The organism is Caulobacter sp. BP25, assembly GCF_002737755.1.
Classification (GTDB): Bacteria; Pseudomonadota; Alphaproteobacteria; order Caulobacterales; family Caulobacteraceae; genus Caulobacter.
In genome coordinates this window covers 217,406-232,654 of the sequence record NZ_PEGH01000020.1, presented here as the reverse complement: position 1 = coordinate 232,654, position 15,249 = coordinate 217,406, and the positions used below count along the sequence as shown (strand labels likewise).

Sequence of the window (15,249 nt, the reverse complement as noted above, 5' to 3'; positions counted from 1 at the left end):
ATCTGACCAATAAAGACAAGAGGTCAGACCATTGCAAGCCCGCGTTTCGTCGGACGGCCTTGCTGTCATGACGCAATCGCGCTCAACTCCGCCGCGTGACAAGCGTGGGGGCGGGTTTGACGGAAGCTCTGATTGTTCGCAGCTTGAGCAAGGCGTTCGCCAAGCCCGCGGTTTCCGATCTCGACCTGACGGTCCATGCAGGCGAGCTCTATGCGCTGCTGGGGCCAAACGGGGCCGGCAAGACCACCACTCTGCGCATGGTCGCAGGCCTGACCCAGCCGGATCGCGGTGAGGTCTCGATCTTCGGCGTCGACGCTCGCAAGGAGCCGGCGGCGGCCAAGGCCTTGCTGGCCTGGGCGCCCGACGAGGCGATGATCTACGACAAGCTGACGCCCTTGGAATATCTGGAGTTCGTCGCGGGGCTCTGGAACATCGAGCCGACGACGGCCAAGGCGCGGGCCGAGGACCTGCTGTCCACCCTGGGCCTGACGGCCGAGGCGCGGCGACGCTGCGAGGGCTTCTCGCGCGGGATGAAGCAGAAGGTCGCCCTGGCCGGGGCGCTGATCCATGATCCCAAGCTGCTGATCCTGGACGAGCCGCTGACCGGCCTGGACGCCGCCGCCGCGCGCCTGGTGAAGGATATGCTGCGCGCCCGGGTCGAGGCGGGCGCCACGGTCATCCTGACCACCCACATTCTTGAGGTCGCCGAGCGCATGGCCGACCGGATCGGCATCATCGCGGGCGGCCGCCTCCTGGCCGAGGGCACGTTGGACGAGCTGCGCGGCAAGGCCGGCGAGGCCGTCGGTAACGCATCGAGTGGCGGCACGTTGGAGGACATCTTCCTGCAACTGACGGCCGAGGCCACCTGATGGCGCTGTTCAAGCCGGCCAGCACGGCCTGGCTGCTGGCCCACGAGCTGCGCCTGGCCTGGCGCGGCGCCATGTCGGGGCGCAAGGGCAGCGCCGTGGGAAGCCTGATCGCTCTCGCAGTCGCGGGCGTGGCGCTTCTGGCGCTCGGCCTCTTGTTGGGCCTGGGCCTGCGCGGTCGCGAGATCCCGATCCAGCCCCTGACGATCGTGATCGTCGCCCTGGCCCTGGCGGTGATCCTGACCTTGATGCTTTCGACGACCCTGGCCGGGGCCGCCGACGCCCTGTACGTGCGAGGGGACCTCGATCTGCTGTTCTCCTCGCCGCTGTCGCCGCGCAAGGTGCTGTTCGTCCGGGCCCTGGGCCTGGGGGTGTCGGCCCTGTTTTGGTTCCTGATCCCGGCGGTGCTGCTGCTTACGCCCTCGATCGTGCTGGGCCACCCGGCTTGGGCTGGCGTGTTCGTCGTGCTGATCGCCGCCGCCCTGACCGCGACGGGCGTCGGGCTGCTGCTGGCCATGGTCCTGTTTGCCCTGATCGGCCCGCGACGCACGCGCACAGTGGCCCAGATCATGGCGGCGCTGATCGGCGCAGCCTTCTTCCTGGGCAGCCAGTACCGCACCCTGATGGGCGACAAGGCCAGCGAGAGCTTGTTCGCCCGCATCGCTCTCGACGCCAGGGAAGGTCGCCTCCAGCCGCCACCCCTGGCCGACCTGCCGCTGCGAGCGGCGTTGGGCCAGCCTCTGCCGCTGCTGGCCCTGGTCGCGGTCGGGGTCGCGATCTTTTTGCTGGCCGCCTGGACCCTGGGCCGCCGCTTCGCCGACGCGACCGCCGCCACCCAAGGCGCGGAGACTCGCAAGGCGGCCGTCGGACCGGGACGCGCCTTCGCCGCCGGCGCCTTCCGGGCCACGCTGCGCAAGGAGCTGCGGCTGATGGGGCGAGACGCGGCCCTGCTCTCGCAGGTGCTGCTGCGCGTGCTCTACATGCTGCCGCTGGCTCTGGTTCTGGCGCGCAACGCCGCCGATCAGCCCGCCTGGATGCTAGCGGGCGGCGCGGCCGGGGTCGCCTTTCTAGCCGGGCAGGTCGCCGGCAGCCTGATCTGGATCACCGTCTCGGCCGAGGACACGCCCGACCTTCTGGCGCTCTCGCCGACGCCAGTGTCGGTGCTGAACCGCGCCAAGCTGACCGCCGCCTTGATCCCCGTGGCCCTGCTGCTGGTGGTCCCGGTCGCGATCCTGGCCTGGTTCCAGCCGTTGGCGGGCTTCTGGACGGCGCTCGGCTCGGGACTGACCGCCTGGGCCGCCGGCATGATCGGCGTCTGGCGTCAAAAGCCGGGCAAGCGCGCCGACTTCCGCCGTCGCCGGGGAAGCTCGTTCCTGGCGGCGCTGGGCGAGGTTGTCGTGACCATGTTGCTGAGCGCGGCCACCGCCCTGGCCGTCGCGGGCTGGCTGACCTGGGCCGCTTTGCCCCTGATCGTGGCCGTGGCCCTGCTGATGGCCTTGCGTCGAACCGAAGAGCAGATCGCGGCGGCTCTGCGCGCGGCGGCGGTGGGATAGGCGCGGCGACGCCCTCTAAGCCTCGAGCAGCGCCTCGATCCTGCAGACGACGCCGGTCGGTTCGAACTCGATCTTCGCCGAGCCGGATAGCTCCGCCGCCAGGCCGCGCTCGATCAGACGCGAGCCGAAGCCCCGCTGTGTCGGCGGCGTCACGGGCGGACCGTCGCGCTCGATCCATGTCAGGCTCAGCCGTTCGGCGCCGGCAGAGGGGACGATATCCCATTCGATGCGGACGCGCCCGATGGTCGTGGTCAAGGCGCCGTACTTGAGGGCGTTGGTGGCCAGCTCGTGCAGGGCCATCGACAGCGAGAGCGCCGTCTTTGGCGACAGTCGCACGGCCGGACCACTCAGCTCGAAGCGTTCAGCGCCGCCGTGCAGGGCGGCTAGGTGCTCGGTGACTTCGTGCAGGTCGGCCCCATCCCAGTTCTCGCGGGTCAGCAGATCGTGGGCCTCGGCCAGGGCGACGAGGCGGTTTGAGAACGCCTCCTTGGCCTGGGGCAGGGAATGGGCGTCGGTGAAGCTCTGAGCCGCTATGGCCTGGATGGTGGCCAGGCTGTTCTTCACCCGGTGGTTCATCTCGTTGACCAGCAGGCGCAGGTGCAGCTCCGCGCGCTTGCGGTCGGTGGTGTCGACAGCGGCGCCGACGAACCGCGCGGGGGCGCCGTTGGGGCTGAAGAACACCTTGCCCTTGGCGCTCAGCCAGCGCTCGACGTGGTCGTCTCGGCCGATTACCCGGTACTCGACGGCATAGTCGGCGCGGATCGTGGGATCCATGGCGCGAGCGATGGCGTCACGGACGCGGTCTGCGTCGCCGGGATGCACATGGTCCACGGCCGTAGATACGGCGGGCGGCTCGGTTGAATCCAATATGCCGAACATGGCGTAGACACGGTCCGACCAAACCAGGTCGCCGGTCTCGATATTGTAGTCCCAGGTGCCGACGTCGGCCGCGTCGATGGCCAGGCGCAGGGTTTCTTCCTGGCGCAGCAGCCGGTCAATCGCCTCGCGCCGCTCGGTGACGTCCGAGACCACGCCGACGAAACGCACGCAGGCCCGCCCCTCGAAGAAGGCTCGCCCGAACACCTCGACCCAGCGCATGGCGCCGTTCTGTCGGATGATCCGGTACTCCAGGTTCATCAGGCCCGAACCGTCCGGATCGACGGCCGCCGCCGCCGCCGCCCGCACGGCGGGCAGGTCGTCGGGATACACGGCCTGCTCGAAGATCTTTGTCGAAGGCGGCGCGTCCGGCGCGATGCCGAAAATGGCCCGTGCGCGGGGGTCCCAGTAGCGCAGGCCCTTTGACGGATTATGGTCCCAGCGGCCCATCCCCGCCGCTTGGGCGGCGAGGTCGACGTCGACGCGGGCTGCCTCCAGCGCGGCCTCGACCATCTTGCGCTCGGTAATGTCGATGATGACGCCGGTGGTGCGCGCGGGCTTGCCGTCGGCGCTGAGATACGAGTGGCCGCGCGTATAGATCCAGCGGATCGAGCCGTCGGCCTGGACCAGCCGATACTCCTCAGAGAAGTCGCCGCCGGTGCGCAGAGAGGTCTGGGCGGCGAGGATCATGCGGTCGATGTCGTCGGGGTGGACGGCTGGCGTGTAGACCTCGACGGGCAGGCCCGCTGCGGCCAGATCGGGCACGACGCCATGCAGCTCGGCGTAGCGGGCGTCGGCATAGACCTTGTTCGCCCGGACATCCCATTCCCACGCACCGACCACCCCGGCGGCTTCGCGCGCCAGCTCATAGCGTTCCTCCGCGCCGCGAAGCTTCTGGGCGGAGGCTACGGTCTCGGTGATCTCAACGGCGCTGATCAGCACGCCGCCCACTCCGTGGGGCGCGGTCGCGTCGGGCACAGGGCTGTAGCTGACCGTGAACCAGGCGGTCTCCTGCCGGTCGGTCCGCATCAGCTTGTACGGCAGCTTCTCGAACACGAACCCCCGGCTGGCGCCGCTGAGGAGGTCGGCGTAGAGCGCCCGCGTAGAGGCTTGGAAGTCTGCGGACGTGTCCTTGAACAGGACGCCCAGATATTCGGGATGACGCTCGCCCAGCGCCGGGGCATAGGCGTCGTTATAGATCAGCACCAGCTCGGGGCCCCAGCGCAGGGCCATCGGTAGCTGGGTGGCCAGCACCATGTCGACGGCGAACCGGAGGCTGGGGGACCAGGTCTCGATCGGGCCTAGAGGCGTGGCGGACCAGTCGAACGCGCGCACGCGTTCGGCCATCTCGCCACGGGCGAGCATGGTCAATCCAGGCGTGGCGCTGGGCTCGCTCCCGCCCATTCCGTTGGCCCCCCATCCGGCTCGTCAGCCGGCCTAAAGCGAGGGGGAAAGCCTATCTCGGTTGTTAGGGGGAGGGCCTGCAACAAAAGGTCGCAGGCCCTGGGCATGGAATTTAGTCGACCGGCGACCAGCGCTTCTCGGCCGGCGCCGGCGGGCGCTTGGGGCCTCGGAAGCTGTTGCCGCCGCCGGCGGCCTTCTGGCCTTGCGGCTTGCCTTGGCCGTTCCCGCGGCCTTGACCCTGGCCCTGGCCGCGACCCTGAGCCTGACCTTGAGCGCCCTGGCCACCGCCGCCATTGCGATTGCCGTTGCGGTTGCGCTTGCGGCGCAGTTCCGAGGGCACGTCGTTGCGCGGGTCGGCGCGGCGCGGATCCACATACTTCTCGGGCGGCGCCAGCTTGTCGGCCACGGCCGCCGCGGCGGCGAGGTTCTTGTCGTTGCGGCGATCGAAGGCCGGGATCGTCTGGCGGGTGGCCTTCTGGATGTCCTTCAGCAGGTTGCGCTCGTCATCGGCGCAGAAGCTGATGGCGATGCCGTCCTTGCCCTTGCGGGCGGTGCGGCCGATCCGGTGGACATAGGCCTCCGGCACGTTGGGCAGCTCGTAGTTGATCACGTGGCTGACGTCGTTGACGTCGATGCCGCGCGCGGCGATGTCGGTGGCCACCAGGGCCCGCATCTCGCCGGCTTTGAAAGCCGCCAGGGCACGCTCACGCTGGCCTTGGGTCTTGTCGCCGTGGATCGAGGCGGCCTCGATGCCGGCGGCGTTCAGATACTTGGCCACCCGGTCGGCGCCGCGCTTGGTGCGGGTGAAGACGATGGTGCGCTCCACGCCGGGCTCGGCCAGGATCTCGGCCAGAAGCGGACGCTTGCGCTGGGCCTCGATGAACAGGACGCGCTGGTCGATGCGCTCGACCGTGGTCGCTTGGGGAGCCACCGAGACCTGAACCGGGTCGTTCAGCAGCTCGCCGGCCAGCTTGCCGATCTCGCTGGGCATGGTGGCCGAGAAGAACAGGTTCTGGCGGTTCTTGGTCAGCTGGCTGGCGATCTTGCGGATCGGCACCACGAAGCCCAGGTCCAGCATCTGGTCGGCTTCATCGAGCACGAAGATCTCGGTGCCCGAGACGATGGCCGACTTCTCGGCCATGTGGTCCATCAGGCGGCCGGGGGTGGCGACCAGGACGTCGATGCCGCCAGCCAGGGCCTTCATCTGCGGGCCGTACTTGACGCCGCCATAGATGGTGTGGACCGACAGGCCCATGTGGACGGCGTAGGCCTTGAAGTTCTCGGCGATCTGGGTGGCCAGCTCGCGGGTCGGCGACAGCACCAGGCAGCGGAACCCGCGGCGCGGCGCGGGTTTGCGGTCTTCAGCCAGGCGCTGAAGGATGGGCAGGGCGAAGGCGGCGGTCTTGCCGGTGCCCGTCTGGGCGATGCCCAGCAGGTCGCGGCCTTGCAGCACCACCGGAATGGCCTGGGCCTGGATCGGCGTCGGCTCCTTGTAGCCCTTTTCGGCAAGGGCCTTCAGAAGCGGCTTGGCCAGGCCAAGGTCGGAAAATTGAGTCACGGGTGTTGGTTCTTTCGTGCGCCGAAAGACAGCGCATGCGTCCTCGCACGGCTGGCCTTAGCGGCTAATCGTTCGGGGAGCGCCCCGCGTGCACGGGCGATCTGGTGAGAAAACTCTCAAGGCGCTCGACAGGCTGGCCCGAAAACGGACCCTCACGCGGCTGGAGCGCCAATAGCGCCGAAGTGGCGCGAGGTCCGTATCCGTTATCCCAGCGGGAAAGTCAAGTTTTGGGAAATCCTCTCTCCAGCGGGGGAGGATTGACCCACAAGCTTCTCCGCGCGACACCGCCGCCATGAGCAAGCCCATCGTCCTTGTCGCCGCCGCCGCCTTGATTGATGTCGACGGGCGGGTGCTGATCTGCCAGCGCCCCGAGGGCAAGCAGTTGGCCGGCCTTTGGGAGTTTCCCGGCGGCAAGGTCGAGGTCGGCGAGACGCCCGAACAGTGCCTGATCCGCGAGTTGGACGAGGAGCTGGGGATCAAGGTTGCCCAGGCGTGCCTGGCGCCGTTCGTCTTCGCCTCGCATACCTACGAGACCTTCCACCTTCTGATGCCGCTCTACCTGCTGCGCCGCTGGGAAGGGCAGGTGACGCGCAAGGAGCACGAGGCGCTGGCATGGGTGAAACCGGACAAGCTCGGAGACTATCCGATGCCGCCCGCGGACGAGCCCCTGGTCGCCTGGCTGCGCGACCTGCTCTGAAGGCCCCCTCTCTGAAGGCGTTCTGGCGCGACGACAGCGGCGCCACCGCAGTCGAGCTGGGCCTGATCATCGCCCTGATCGTGCTGGTCGTCGTCGCGGCGATGTCGGCCGTGACCGGCGGCCTCAGCCAGATCCTCGACAAGGTCTCGACGACCGTCGGGTCCTAGGGCGGTTCGCCAGCCCCGGTTCCAGTCAGCTAATTTCGCACGTCCCTGCGAAGGGAGGGGCCGGAGCTTCTTCGTGCCGGTCTTGCGCCTTGTGGCCGGGCCCGGGCTGATCTGAAGAAACGCACTTATAAATTGTTATATTGCAATTTATAACTTATAGAGGTTATCTTCGTTCGCTCGCCGTGGGTTAGCGGGAGTGGGGTCGAGGGGGGAGGCCCAGTATTGGGGTTGGTTGAATGTAATTTTATAATTCCTTCTCGAATCAATATGTATTCAACTTAAGTTAAATCCAGAATTTCGCGTAATTTATAAATTTTATATATGGAGGATGAAATGAGTATAACTGTTCAGGGCAATGTTTACATTTTCAATACGAGAACGGATGGTCAACATTCAAATATTCTCGTTATGAATAATAGTAATGGGGTGGTTAGCCCGGGTTTGCATGTGTGGACTCCATCTGCTCCGACTAATAGTCTTTGGAATATTGTGCAGGATAGTCCAGGAGGGCTCTATCGCATTGAAATGGCGGTAGGCGGCGAAACGTACGTGCTGGCTGTTTCTGTTGGCCTTACCCCCGTTCCCAATGGTCAGGCCATGAATGGGGCTGTAAAGCCAATGCCAAATGGAACATTGGTAACAGCATATAGCGGCAATACGCCTTCGGGATATTTCGATGGCTGGATGATGCCGTACGATACTCGGATACTTAGTGGGTATGGAATTTGTGCATCGCCCACGAATAGTGCAGTGTCTCTGGATGCGGGTCAGTATCCTGATGTAATTGTTTGGGGATTCAATTCCAATGTGAGCCAAACCTGGGCGGTGTCATCATCATATCCGTCATTCTAAATAGACTATCTCAGGGGCATTGATCCGAGGGGGGGCTTATTAAGGCTGTTGAGAAGCCTTGATAGTGTATGACATTCTCGGAGCAATGGTCCCTGGGCCTGTCCCGCCTAGTCCCCCGCCGGCTGTTCCTTCACCCCCAGCGCGTCGGCCAGCCGCATCTTGGCCGAGCCTGGCCGCAGCGGCTTCTGCTGGCTGTCGTGCGGCGCCCAGCCGGTGACCGAGACGATCTCGAAGGTCGCCGGGACCTTGCCGTCGGGCTCGGCGAAGCGCTCGACATAGAGTTCCATCGCGCGGAACAGCACCTTGCGGGACAAGGGTTTGCGTGAGCGGTCCAGCAGCACGCTGGTCTCGCCCATGGCGCGCAGGTCCTGCAGCAGCTTCAGCGGGTGGGAATAGCGGACCTTGACCCGGTCGACGTCGGCGACGGGCAAGGCAAAGCCCGCGCGTTGCAGCAGACCCGCCGCGTCGATAGCGTCGGCGAACGGCGAGACGCGCATCGAGGCGCCGTCCGTCAGCTCGGACTCGGCGGCCAGCAGGCATTGGCGCAGCTCGGTCAGGGTGGCCCCGCCGAAGATCGCGCCGACGAACAGGCCGTCGGGCTTCAGCGCCCGGCGGATCTGGATCAGGGCGCCGACCAGGTCATTGGTCCAGTGCAGCGACAGGGTCGAGACGATTAAATCAAGGGTCGCGTCGCCGAACGGCAGGCGCTCCTCGTCGGCCACGACGCGCAAGGTGTTCCGACCGCCCAGCATGCGCCCAGACAGGTCCGCCTCGATCAGCGTGTCGATGTTGGCGCGAGCGTCGCTTTCGCTCAAGATCTTGAAAAAATGACCGTTTCTCGCGCCGAGGTCGACGGCGACCGGAAAGCGTCGCAGGATCGTCTCCAGGCGCATGACCACGTCGCCCGCTGCCCGTTCTTTCAGGAAATCGGCGACGGCGTAGTCGGGCGCGGCGCGGTCCAGGCGAGCCCGGTGCAGGGCGCGGTCGAACAGGAGAGGCGAGGCGGTCATGGGCGCGGAACATGGCGATTTGCGATCGACATGGAAAGCCGCGCCGGCCTTAGCGCGTCCGTTTTTCGCCGAGTTGGGGCGCGGGGTGCTGGACTTCCTGCTGCCGCCGGCCAGCCTGGACGGCGAGACGGCCCTGACCGGCGGCCTGTCGGCCAGCGCCTTTTCCAAGGTGACCTTCCTGGACGATCCGGTCTGCGACGGCTGCGGGCTGGCGCAAACCTACGAAGCCGAGACGCGTTGCCCGGCCTGCCAGGCCAAGCCTCGGGCGTTCCAGCGGGCGCGGGCGGCCTGTGTCTATGACGAGCACTCGCGCGAGCTGATCTTGAAGCTGAAGCACGCCGACCGCACGGACCTGTCGGGCCTTTTCGCCCGTTGGCTGTCGCGGGCCTGCGCGGATTTGCTGGTCGAGGCCGACGTGGTGGTCCCGGTGCCGATCCATCGGAGCCGACTGCTGCGCCGCCGCTACAACCAGGCCGCCGAGATCGCCCGGCCGCTGGCCCGGACGGCGGGCCTTGCTTATCTGCCCGACGCGCTGGTTCGTAAGCGCGACACCGCCAGCCAGGGCGGCAAGTCGGCCTCGGGTCGCCGCCGCAACGTCGCCGCCGCCTTCGTTGTCCCGCCCGGCAAGCGCCGTCTGGTCGAGGGCAAGCGGATCGTGCTGGTCGATGACGTTCTGACCACCGGCGCCACGGCCGAGGGCTGCGCGCGGGCCCTGTTGGCGGCGGGCGCGACCCATGTAAGCCTCTCCGTCGTCGCCCGCGTTACAGAAGGCCAAGCCCGTCCTATATGAGGACGTCGAAGCCCCTACGAGTCACACAGCATGGCCCACGTCACCATCTACACCCGCCCGTTTTGCCCCTACTGCTCGCGCGCCCTGGCGCTGCTGAGCGAGAAGGGCGCGGCCTTCACCGAGATCGAGGCGGGCATGGACCCGGCCCTGCGTCAGGAAATGATGCAGCGCTCGGGCCGCAACACCTTCCCGCAGATCTTCGTCGTCGGCGAGCAGCACATCGGCGGCTGCGACGACATGATGGCCCTGGAAGCGCAGGGCAAGCTGGACGCGCTCCTCAACGCATGAGCCCGTCCGCGCCTCTTCGTGTCGGCCTGATCCAGACGCGCACGCCGGCCACGCACGCGGCCGCGCTGGAGCATGTCGCGCCGCTGGTGCGCCAGGCGATCAGTGAGGGCGCGCAGTTTGTCCTGACGCCGGAATGCACGAACGTTCTGCAGAAGGACCGCGCCAAGCTGCTGCCCACCCTGACCGCGCTCGAGGACGATCCGGTGGTCAACGGCCTGCGCGAGATCGCCGCCGAGACCGGAACCTGGATCGACGTCGGCTCGGCCCTGGTCCGGCGCGAGGATGGAAAGGCGGCCAACCGTCAGGCGGTGATCGACCCGACGGGCGCGATCGTGGCGACCTACGACAAGCTGCACATGTTCGACGTCGACCTCCCGACCGGTGAGACCGCGCGGGAGTCGGCGACCTATACACCGGGCGAGCGGGCGGTGGTGATCGACACCTCGCTGGCAAAGATCGGCCTGACCATCTGCTACGACATGCGCTTTCCGGCGCTGCACCGGGCCCTGGCGCTTGCCGGCGCCACGGTGATCACCGCGCCGGCCGCCTTCACCCGTCCGACCGGCGAGGCGCACTGGGACGTCTTGCTGCGGGCCCGCGCCATCGAGACCGGCTCGTTCGTGATCGCCGCCGCCCAAGGCGGTTTCCACGAGGACGGTCGCGGCACCTGGGGCCGCTCGATCGCCATCGGGCCGTGGGGCCAGGTGCTGGGAAAGCTTGACCACGACGAGCCCGGCGTGCTGATGGCGGACCTTGATCTGGCCGCCGCCGACACGGCGCGCGCCGCGATCCCCGTGCTCAAGAACGCCCGGCCTTTCGTCGGTCCGTAAAACCCGCCATCTAGGTTCCATGATCAAGTACGCGTTGCAGTGCGATCAGGCTCATGAGTTCGAGGGCTGGTTCGGCTCGTCGACGGACTATGACGACCAGTCGGCGCGAGGGCTGGTCGAATGTCCGGTCTGCGGCTCGCACGGCGTCTCTAAGCAGATCATGGCCCCCGCCGTCGCCGGCACGAAGGCCCAGAGCACCGCGCCGGCGCCCGACCCGAAGATGCGCGAGATGATGATGGCGGCCATGGGCGAGGTCCGCCGGCACGTGGAGGACAATTTCGACTATGTCGGCGACGCCTTCGCCAAGGAGGCCCGCGCCATCCACGAGGGCAAGTCCGAGGAGCGCGGCATCTACGGCGAGGCCTCGCCCACCGAGGTCAAGGCGCTGGTCGAGGACGGCGTAAAGGTGGCGCCGCTGCCACCGGGGCCGCCGAAGAAGAACGAGGTCAACTGAGGCGCGCCCGCGACGCCTTGGCCGACTCTGGGTCGCCCCGCTAGACTACCACCGGTCGTTGAAAGGCGTTCCGCGATGAATGATCCGTCCCAGGCGCTCACCGAGCGCGAGAAGGAGACGCTGCGGCTGCTCCTGGCTGGCCACGACGCCAAGTCGGCGGCCACGGCGCTGGGGCTGTCGGTCCACACCGTCAACGAGCGCCTGCGCGAGGCGCGCCGCAAGCTTGGCGTCGGCAGCAGCCGCGAAGCGGCCCGGGCGCTGGCCCGCGCCGAAGGCCCAAATTTCTTGGGGGACAAGCAATTTGGGGTCGCCGGGGCCGCCGCCCCAGGCCCAGAACACCCGCCGTTCGAGCAACGCCGACGCTTGGGTTCGCCCCTCGTCTGGCTCTCTGGAGGCATGGTGATGATGCTTACGATAGTCGCCGCAGTGGTGATGACGATGGCCCCGCACGGGGACGGCAAGACGAGCCCGGCCAAGACGCCGGTGGCCTATGCGGCGCCCGACGCCGCCTCGGACAAGGCCGGCGCAGACGCCGCCGAGGCCTGGGCCAAGCTACTGGACCAGCAGCGCTGGGGCGACAGCTGGAAGGTGTCGGGAAGCCTCTTCCGATTCAAGATCAACGAGGCGGGCTGGACCGCCACCGTGCAGCCGCTACGTCAACGGCTGGGCGCGGTGTCCTCGCGCTCGGTCAAGAGCGTGTCCAGCGCTACGACGCTGCCCGGCGCGCCGGACGGCGAGTACAAGATCATCCAGTTCGCCACGGGCTTTGCCGGCAAGCCCGACGCCATCGAGACGATAGTGCTGGCGAAGGAAGGCGCGGACTGGAAGGTCGACGGCTACTTCATCCGTTAGCGGCTGGGCTCAATCCGTTGAAATCCTCTTCTTTCGTCATCCCGGGTCGGCTGCGCCACCCGGGATGACGAGGGATTTTCACCGACAGTCAGCCATGGCGACGCTGATCGCTTCGCCGGCGTAGCGAACGTCGTGGCTCTTGCCGGTCGGGACGCAGACCACCTTCAGGGGCTGGACCGGCTTCATGCCCGGATAGCGCCCCTCGCGCGCGCCGACGCGCAGGATCTTGGCCGCGTCGGTCCAGGTGAGCAGGGTCGTGGCCCGCTCGCCCTTCTCGTAAGCGTAGCCGTCGCCGGCGTCGTCATAGAGCTCGAAGCGGCCGTCGCGGCCCGGATAGATCCGGATTTCCAGCGGCTCCTGGCTGGGTTGGTCTGCATAGCTCAGCACCGGTCCCAGCGGCAGGATGGTTCCCGCCGGGACGTGGACCGGGATCGTGTCGATGTCGGCCTTGACCGCCAGGGTCTTGCCGCCGGCGACCTTGGCCCCCGTCCAGAAGTCGTACCAGTCGCCCTTGGGCAGATAGACCGTGCGGACGTCGGCGCCTTGCTGGATCACGGGGCTGACCATCAGGGCGCGGCCGAACATGTACTGGTCGGTCAGCCGCAACGCGTTCGGATCGCTCCGGAAGTCCATGACCAGGGGGCGCATCATCGTGCCCGACCGCTGGGTCACCTCCCAGGCGGTGGAATAGATGTAGGGCAAGAGGCGGTAGCGCAGCTTGTCGTAGGCGATCAGGCGCGCCTGGGTGTCGGGCTTGAAGTCCCACAGTGCCTTGCCCTTGCCCGTGCCGTGGACGCGGAACATCGGGTTGAAGACCCCGAACTGATACCAGCGGGTGAAGAGCTCGGCATAGCCGGGGTCCTGGGGATCGCCGCCGAAGAAGCCGCCGATGTCGGCCGACCAGTAGGGAATGCCGCTGACCGAGAAGTTCAGGGCCGCCGGGATCTGCTTGGCGAAGGTGTGCCAGTCGCCGTTGACGTCGCCCGACCAGGTGATGGCGGCGTTGCGCTGCTGGCCGGCATAGGCCGAGCGGGTCAGGATGAAGACTCGCTTGCCCGGCATGTCGCGGCGCATGCCGTCATGGACCGCGCCCGTGTGCATCAGGGGATAGCTGTTGAAGGTCTCCGCGCCCGGACCGGCGGCGGTGGGCAGGGCCGCCATCTGACCAGGCTTGCCGCCCAGCTCGGCTTCAGAGCCGTCCAGCCACCAGCCGTCGAAGTCGTAACGGCCCAGGTTCCGCATGATCTGGTTCCAGTAGATCTCGCGGCCCTTGGGCGACCAGGCGTCGTACCAGCGGCCTTCACCGGCCGGATAGACGTTGGGGTAGACCGGCTCGAACAGGGCGCCGGCCTTGCGCAGTTCGTCATGGTTGGCGGTGGTCAGGTCGAAGCGCGGCCAGACCGAGATGATGATGTGAGCGTTCAGGTCATGAACGGCCTTCACCAGGCCGGCGGGATCGGGGAAGCGCTTGGCGTCGAACTGGTGGCTGCCCCAGCCGCCGGGCGCCCAGTACTGCCAGTCCTGCACGACCGCGTCGAATGGGACGCCCATCTGGCGGTAGCGCTGGACGATCGACAGGGTCTCGTCCTGCGTCGCGTAGCGCTCCTTGGATTGCCACAGGCCCCAGGTCCAGCGCGCCATCAGCGGCGCCTGGCCGGTCAGGCCACGATAGCCTGCGATCACCTGGTCGATCTCGGGGCCCACGATCAGGTGATAGTCCACACCGCCGCCGGCGCCCGAGGCGAAGCGCAGGCTGTGGGCGTATTGCGGCGTGGCCACGTCCACTCGGGTGGTCGCCGGGTTGTTCCACAGGACGCCATAGCCGCGCGAGGACACCAGCATCGGCACGGCGACGTCGGTGTTGATCTGCTGCAGCAGGACGCTGGATCCGCGATAGTCCAGCTGGCCGCCCTGGTGCTGGCCCAGGCCATAGACGGCCTCCTGCGAGTCCAGCTCGAAACGCTGGACGGGGCCGCCAGCGCTGGGGTCGGTGTCGGCGGGCCGGGCGCGTGTCACCCGCTGGCCCTTGGCGTCGAGCACCAGCAGCTCGCCGGACGCCCGGTCGACGCTGACCTGGAGAGCGGGGGTTCTCAGGACGATTTTGTCGGCGCTGTTCTCCAGCGTCCAGTTGACGGGGCCGGGCTGGGCGATCACGGCCGGATTGTAGTTTCCGGTCCAGTTGGCGGTCTTCGAGAAGCGGACCCGCACGATATTGTCCGACAACGGGTCCAGACGCAGGACGCCGTCCGTCAGGCGGATCTCGACGCCGGTCGCGGTCTTCTGGACGGCGGCGGCCGCAGGTTGCCGCGCCTGCGCGGGATGGACCTCGCCCACGGCCAGAGCCGCCGCGATCAGCGCCATGACCCCGAATGCGCCCTGCTTGGACCGTCGCATGCCGTCACCTCCCTGGATGTCGGATGGCGGACGTGCGTCCATGATTACTCCGACAATTACCTAGGCAATTGCCCTGTCTGGAGCGATCGGTAAAGCCCTCTTTTGCGTCGGCTGGATCCGTCTGCGTCGCCGCTAGGGCGCGACAGGCCGCGCCGCCGGGAACTCGATCTCGCCCGCATAGCCCGCGCGGCGAGCGCGGGCGGTGAGGTCCTCCAGCAGCGCCGGCGAGGCGGGCTGGCGCGTATAGAGGAACACCTTCTTCTTTTCCGGCGAGGCCGAGATGAACCAGGCCCCGGCCGGATCGGTCTCCAGCACCTCGTAGCGCCAGGTGATGAAGGGCGCATACGACACCTTCAGGCGACGGTTCTCGCCGGGGTCCTCGATCACGCCCTTACCGCGGATGGCCTTACGCTTGCCGTCGACGCCGCCCTTTCGGCAATCGTCCTCGACGTCGACCCGTCGCGCGTCGACGCGCGTGTAGGTCGTCGTGCCCGCGACGCAGCCGTCGGTGATCCACATCGGCGTGCGGCCTACCTCCAGCCAGACGCCGGAATAGTGGCTGGCCGCGTCCAGCGGGCGTGACTGAGCCTCCGCCGGACTTCCGGCCGCGAGGGCCAGCGTGAAGGCGACAAGGGCGAACGGCGCGTGGGGCATGGCG

15 protein-coding genes are annotated in these 15,249 nt (G+C 67.5%); 10 read left to right on the top strand and 5 right to left on the bottom strand.

All coding sequences use genetic code 11. The features are described from left to right. Positions 1–104: 104 nt before the first annotated feature. Both CSW59_RS20000 and CSW59_RS19995 read left to right on the top strand, forming a co-directional pair. Positions 105–869 carry an ABC transporter ATP-binding protein gene (locus CSW59_RS20000; protein ID WP_099445720.1) on the top strand — a complete coding sequence of 255 codons (765 nt, stop codon included), beginning with the start codon at positions 105–107 and terminating at the stop codon, positions 867–869. Next, complete coding sequence (locus tag CSW59_RS19995; RefSeq protein ID WP_099445719.1) at positions 869–2,419, top strand: hypothetical protein; 1,551 nt, start codon at positions 869–871, stop codon at positions 2,417–2,419. Before CSW59_RS20000 ends, CSW59_RS19995 begins: the two co-directional genes overlap by 1 nt. Positions 2,420–2,434: 15 nt before the next feature. On the opposite strand, the gene CSW59_RS19990 is transcribed toward CSW59_RS19995, so the two are convergent. Next, positions 2,435–4,660 carry a sensor histidine kinase gene (locus tag CSW59_RS19990; RefSeq protein WP_236632280.1) on the bottom strand — a complete coding sequence of 742 codons (2,226 nt, stop codon included), beginning with the start codon at positions 4,658–4,660 and terminating at the stop codon, positions 2,435–2,437. Between the two features lie 151 nt (positions 4,661–4,811). Then, a complete protein-coding gene (locus CSW59_RS19985) occupies positions 4,812–6,257 on the bottom strand; it encodes a DEAD/DEAH box helicase (RefSeq protein WP_099445717.1) in 1,446 nt (481 codons plus the stop codon). A gap of 292 nt (positions 6,258–6,549) precedes the next feature. On the opposite strand from CSW59_RS19985, the gene mutT reads away from it, so the two are divergent. From mutT to CSW59_RS20685, 3 genes are all read left to right on the top strand, one after another. Continuing rightward, positions 6,550–6,954, top strand: a complete 405-nt coding sequence (gene mutT, locus CSW59_RS19980; RefSeq protein WP_099445716.1) for an 8-oxo-dGTP diphosphatase MutT — start codon at positions 6,550–6,552, stop codon at positions 6,952–6,954. Then, positions 6,870–7,121, top strand: coding sequence for a Flp family type IVb pilin (locus CSW59_RS21555; RefSeq protein ID WP_099445715.1), 252 nt, complete (start codon positions 6,870–6,872; stop codon positions 7,119–7,121). Before mutT ends, CSW59_RS21555 begins: the two co-directional genes overlap by 85 nt. A gap of 333 nt (positions 7,122–7,454) precedes the next feature. After that, the gene (locus CSW59_RS20685) at positions 7,455–7,973 is read left to right on the top strand and encodes a hypothetical protein (protein ID WP_143755024.1); all 519 of its coding nucleotides are present in this window, start codon (positions 7,455–7,457) and stop codon (positions 7,971–7,973) included. 107 nt (positions 7,974–8,080) lie between these two features. Here the strand turns inward: CSW59_RS20685 and CSW59_RS19970 are convergent, their stop codons facing one another. Further along, complete coding sequence (locus CSW59_RS19970; RefSeq protein ID WP_099445714.1) at positions 8,081–8,983, bottom strand: methyltransferase domain-containing protein; 903 nt, start codon at positions 8,981–8,983, stop codon at positions 8,081–8,083. Between CSW59_RS19970 and CSW59_RS19965 the strand changes: the two genes are divergently transcribed. From CSW59_RS19965 to CSW59_RS19945, 5 genes are all read left to right on the top strand, one after another. Then, the gene (locus tag CSW59_RS19965) at positions 8,982–9,773 is read left to right on the top strand and encodes a ComF family protein (protein ID WP_099445713.1); all 792 of its coding nucleotides are present in this window, start codon (positions 8,982–8,984) and stop codon (positions 9,771–9,773) included. The two genes, CSW59_RS19970 and CSW59_RS19965, sit on opposite strands and share 2 nt — an antisense overlap. Positions 9,774–9,803: 30 nt before the next feature. Beyond that, complete coding sequence (grxC, locus tag CSW59_RS19960; protein ID WP_099445712.1) at positions 9,804–10,061, top strand: glutaredoxin 3; 258 nt, start codon at positions 9,804–9,806, stop codon at positions 10,059–10,061. Then, a complete protein-coding gene (locus tag CSW59_RS19955; protein WP_099445711.1) occupies positions 10,058–10,891 on the top strand; it encodes a carbon-nitrogen hydrolase family protein in 834 nt (277 codons plus the stop codon). The genes grxC and CSW59_RS19955 overlap by 4 nt, the downstream gene beginning before the upstream one ends. A gap of 19 nt (positions 10,892–10,910) precedes the next feature. Beyond that, positions 10,911–11,345 carry a DUF1178 family protein gene (locus tag CSW59_RS19950; protein ID WP_099445710.1) on the top strand — a complete coding sequence of 145 codons (435 nt, stop codon included), beginning with the start codon at positions 10,911–10,913 and terminating at the stop codon, positions 11,343–11,345. 75 nt (positions 11,346–11,420) lie between these two features. Then, entirely contained in the window at positions 11,421–12,197 is a 777-nt protein-coding gene (locus CSW59_RS19945; RefSeq protein WP_099445709.1) for a DUF4019 domain-containing protein, read from the top strand. A 78-nt stretch (positions 12,198–12,275) separates the two neighbouring features. Here the strand turns inward: CSW59_RS19945 and CSW59_RS19940 are convergent, their stop codons facing one another. Together CSW59_RS19940 and CSW59_RS19935 are read right to left on the bottom strand one after the other, a co-directional pair. Beyond that, positions 12,276–14,591, bottom strand: a complete 2,316-nt coding sequence (locus tag CSW59_RS19940; protein ID WP_099445708.1) for a glycoside hydrolase family 31 protein — start codon at positions 14,589–14,591, stop codon at positions 12,276–12,278. 132 nt (positions 14,592–14,723) lie between these two features. Further along, the gene (locus tag CSW59_RS19935; protein ID WP_099445707.1) at positions 14,724–15,245 is read right to left on the bottom strand and encodes a lipocalin family protein; all 522 of its coding nucleotides are present in this window, start codon (positions 15,243–15,245) and stop codon (positions 14,724–14,726) included. Between the last annotated feature and the right edge of the window lie 4 nt (positions 15,246–15,249).

Coding starts and splice junctions, on each gene's coding strand:
- CSW59_RS19935 (WP_099445707.1), bottom strand. CDS start 15,245: ATGCCCCACGCGCCGTTCGCCCTTGTCGCCTTCACGCTGGCCCTCGCG.
- CSW59_RS21555 (WP_099445715.1), top strand. CDS start 6,870: ATGGGTGAAACCGGACAAGCTCGGAGACTATCCGATGCCGCCCGCGGA.
- grxC (WP_099445712.1), top strand. CDS start 9,804: ATGGCCCACGTCACCATCTACACCCGCCCGTTTTGCCCCTACTGCTCG.
- CSW59_RS19950 (WP_099445710.1), top strand. CDS start 10,911: ATGATCAAGTACGCGTTGCAGTGCGATCAGGCTCATGAGTTCGAGGGC.
- CSW59_RS19965 (WP_099445713.1), top strand. CDS start 8,982: ATGGGCGCGGAACATGGCGATTTGCGATCGACATGGAAAGCCGCGCCG.
- CSW59_RS20685 (WP_143755024.1), top strand. CDS start 7,455: ATGAGTATAACTGTTCAGGGCAATGTTTACATTTTCAATACGAGAACG.
- CSW59_RS19945 (WP_099445709.1), top strand. CDS start 11,421: ATGAATGATCCGTCCCAGGCGCTCACCGAGCGCGAGAAGGAGACGCTG.
- CSW59_RS19995 (WP_099445719.1), top strand. CDS start 869: ATGGCGCTGTTCAAGCCGGCCAGCACGGCCTGGCTGCTGGCCCACGAG.
- CSW59_RS19940 (WP_099445708.1), bottom strand. CDS start 14,591: ATGCGACGGTCCAAGCAGGGCGCATTCGGGGTCATGGCGCTGATCGCG.
- mutT (WP_099445716.1), top strand. CDS start 6,550: ATGAGCAAGCCCATCGTCCTTGTCGCCGCCGCCGCCTTGATTGATGTC.
- CSW59_RS19970 (WP_099445714.1), bottom strand. CDS start 8,983: ATGACCGCCTCGCCTCTCCTGTTCGACCGCGCCCTGCACCGGGCTCGC.
- CSW59_RS19955 (WP_099445711.1), top strand. CDS start 10,058: ATGAGCCCGTCCGCGCCTCTTCGTGTCGGCCTGATCCAGACGCGCACG.
- CSW59_RS19990 (WP_236632280.1), bottom strand. CDS start 4,660: ATGCTCGCCCGTGGCGAGATGGCCGAACGCGTGCGCGCGTTCGACTGG.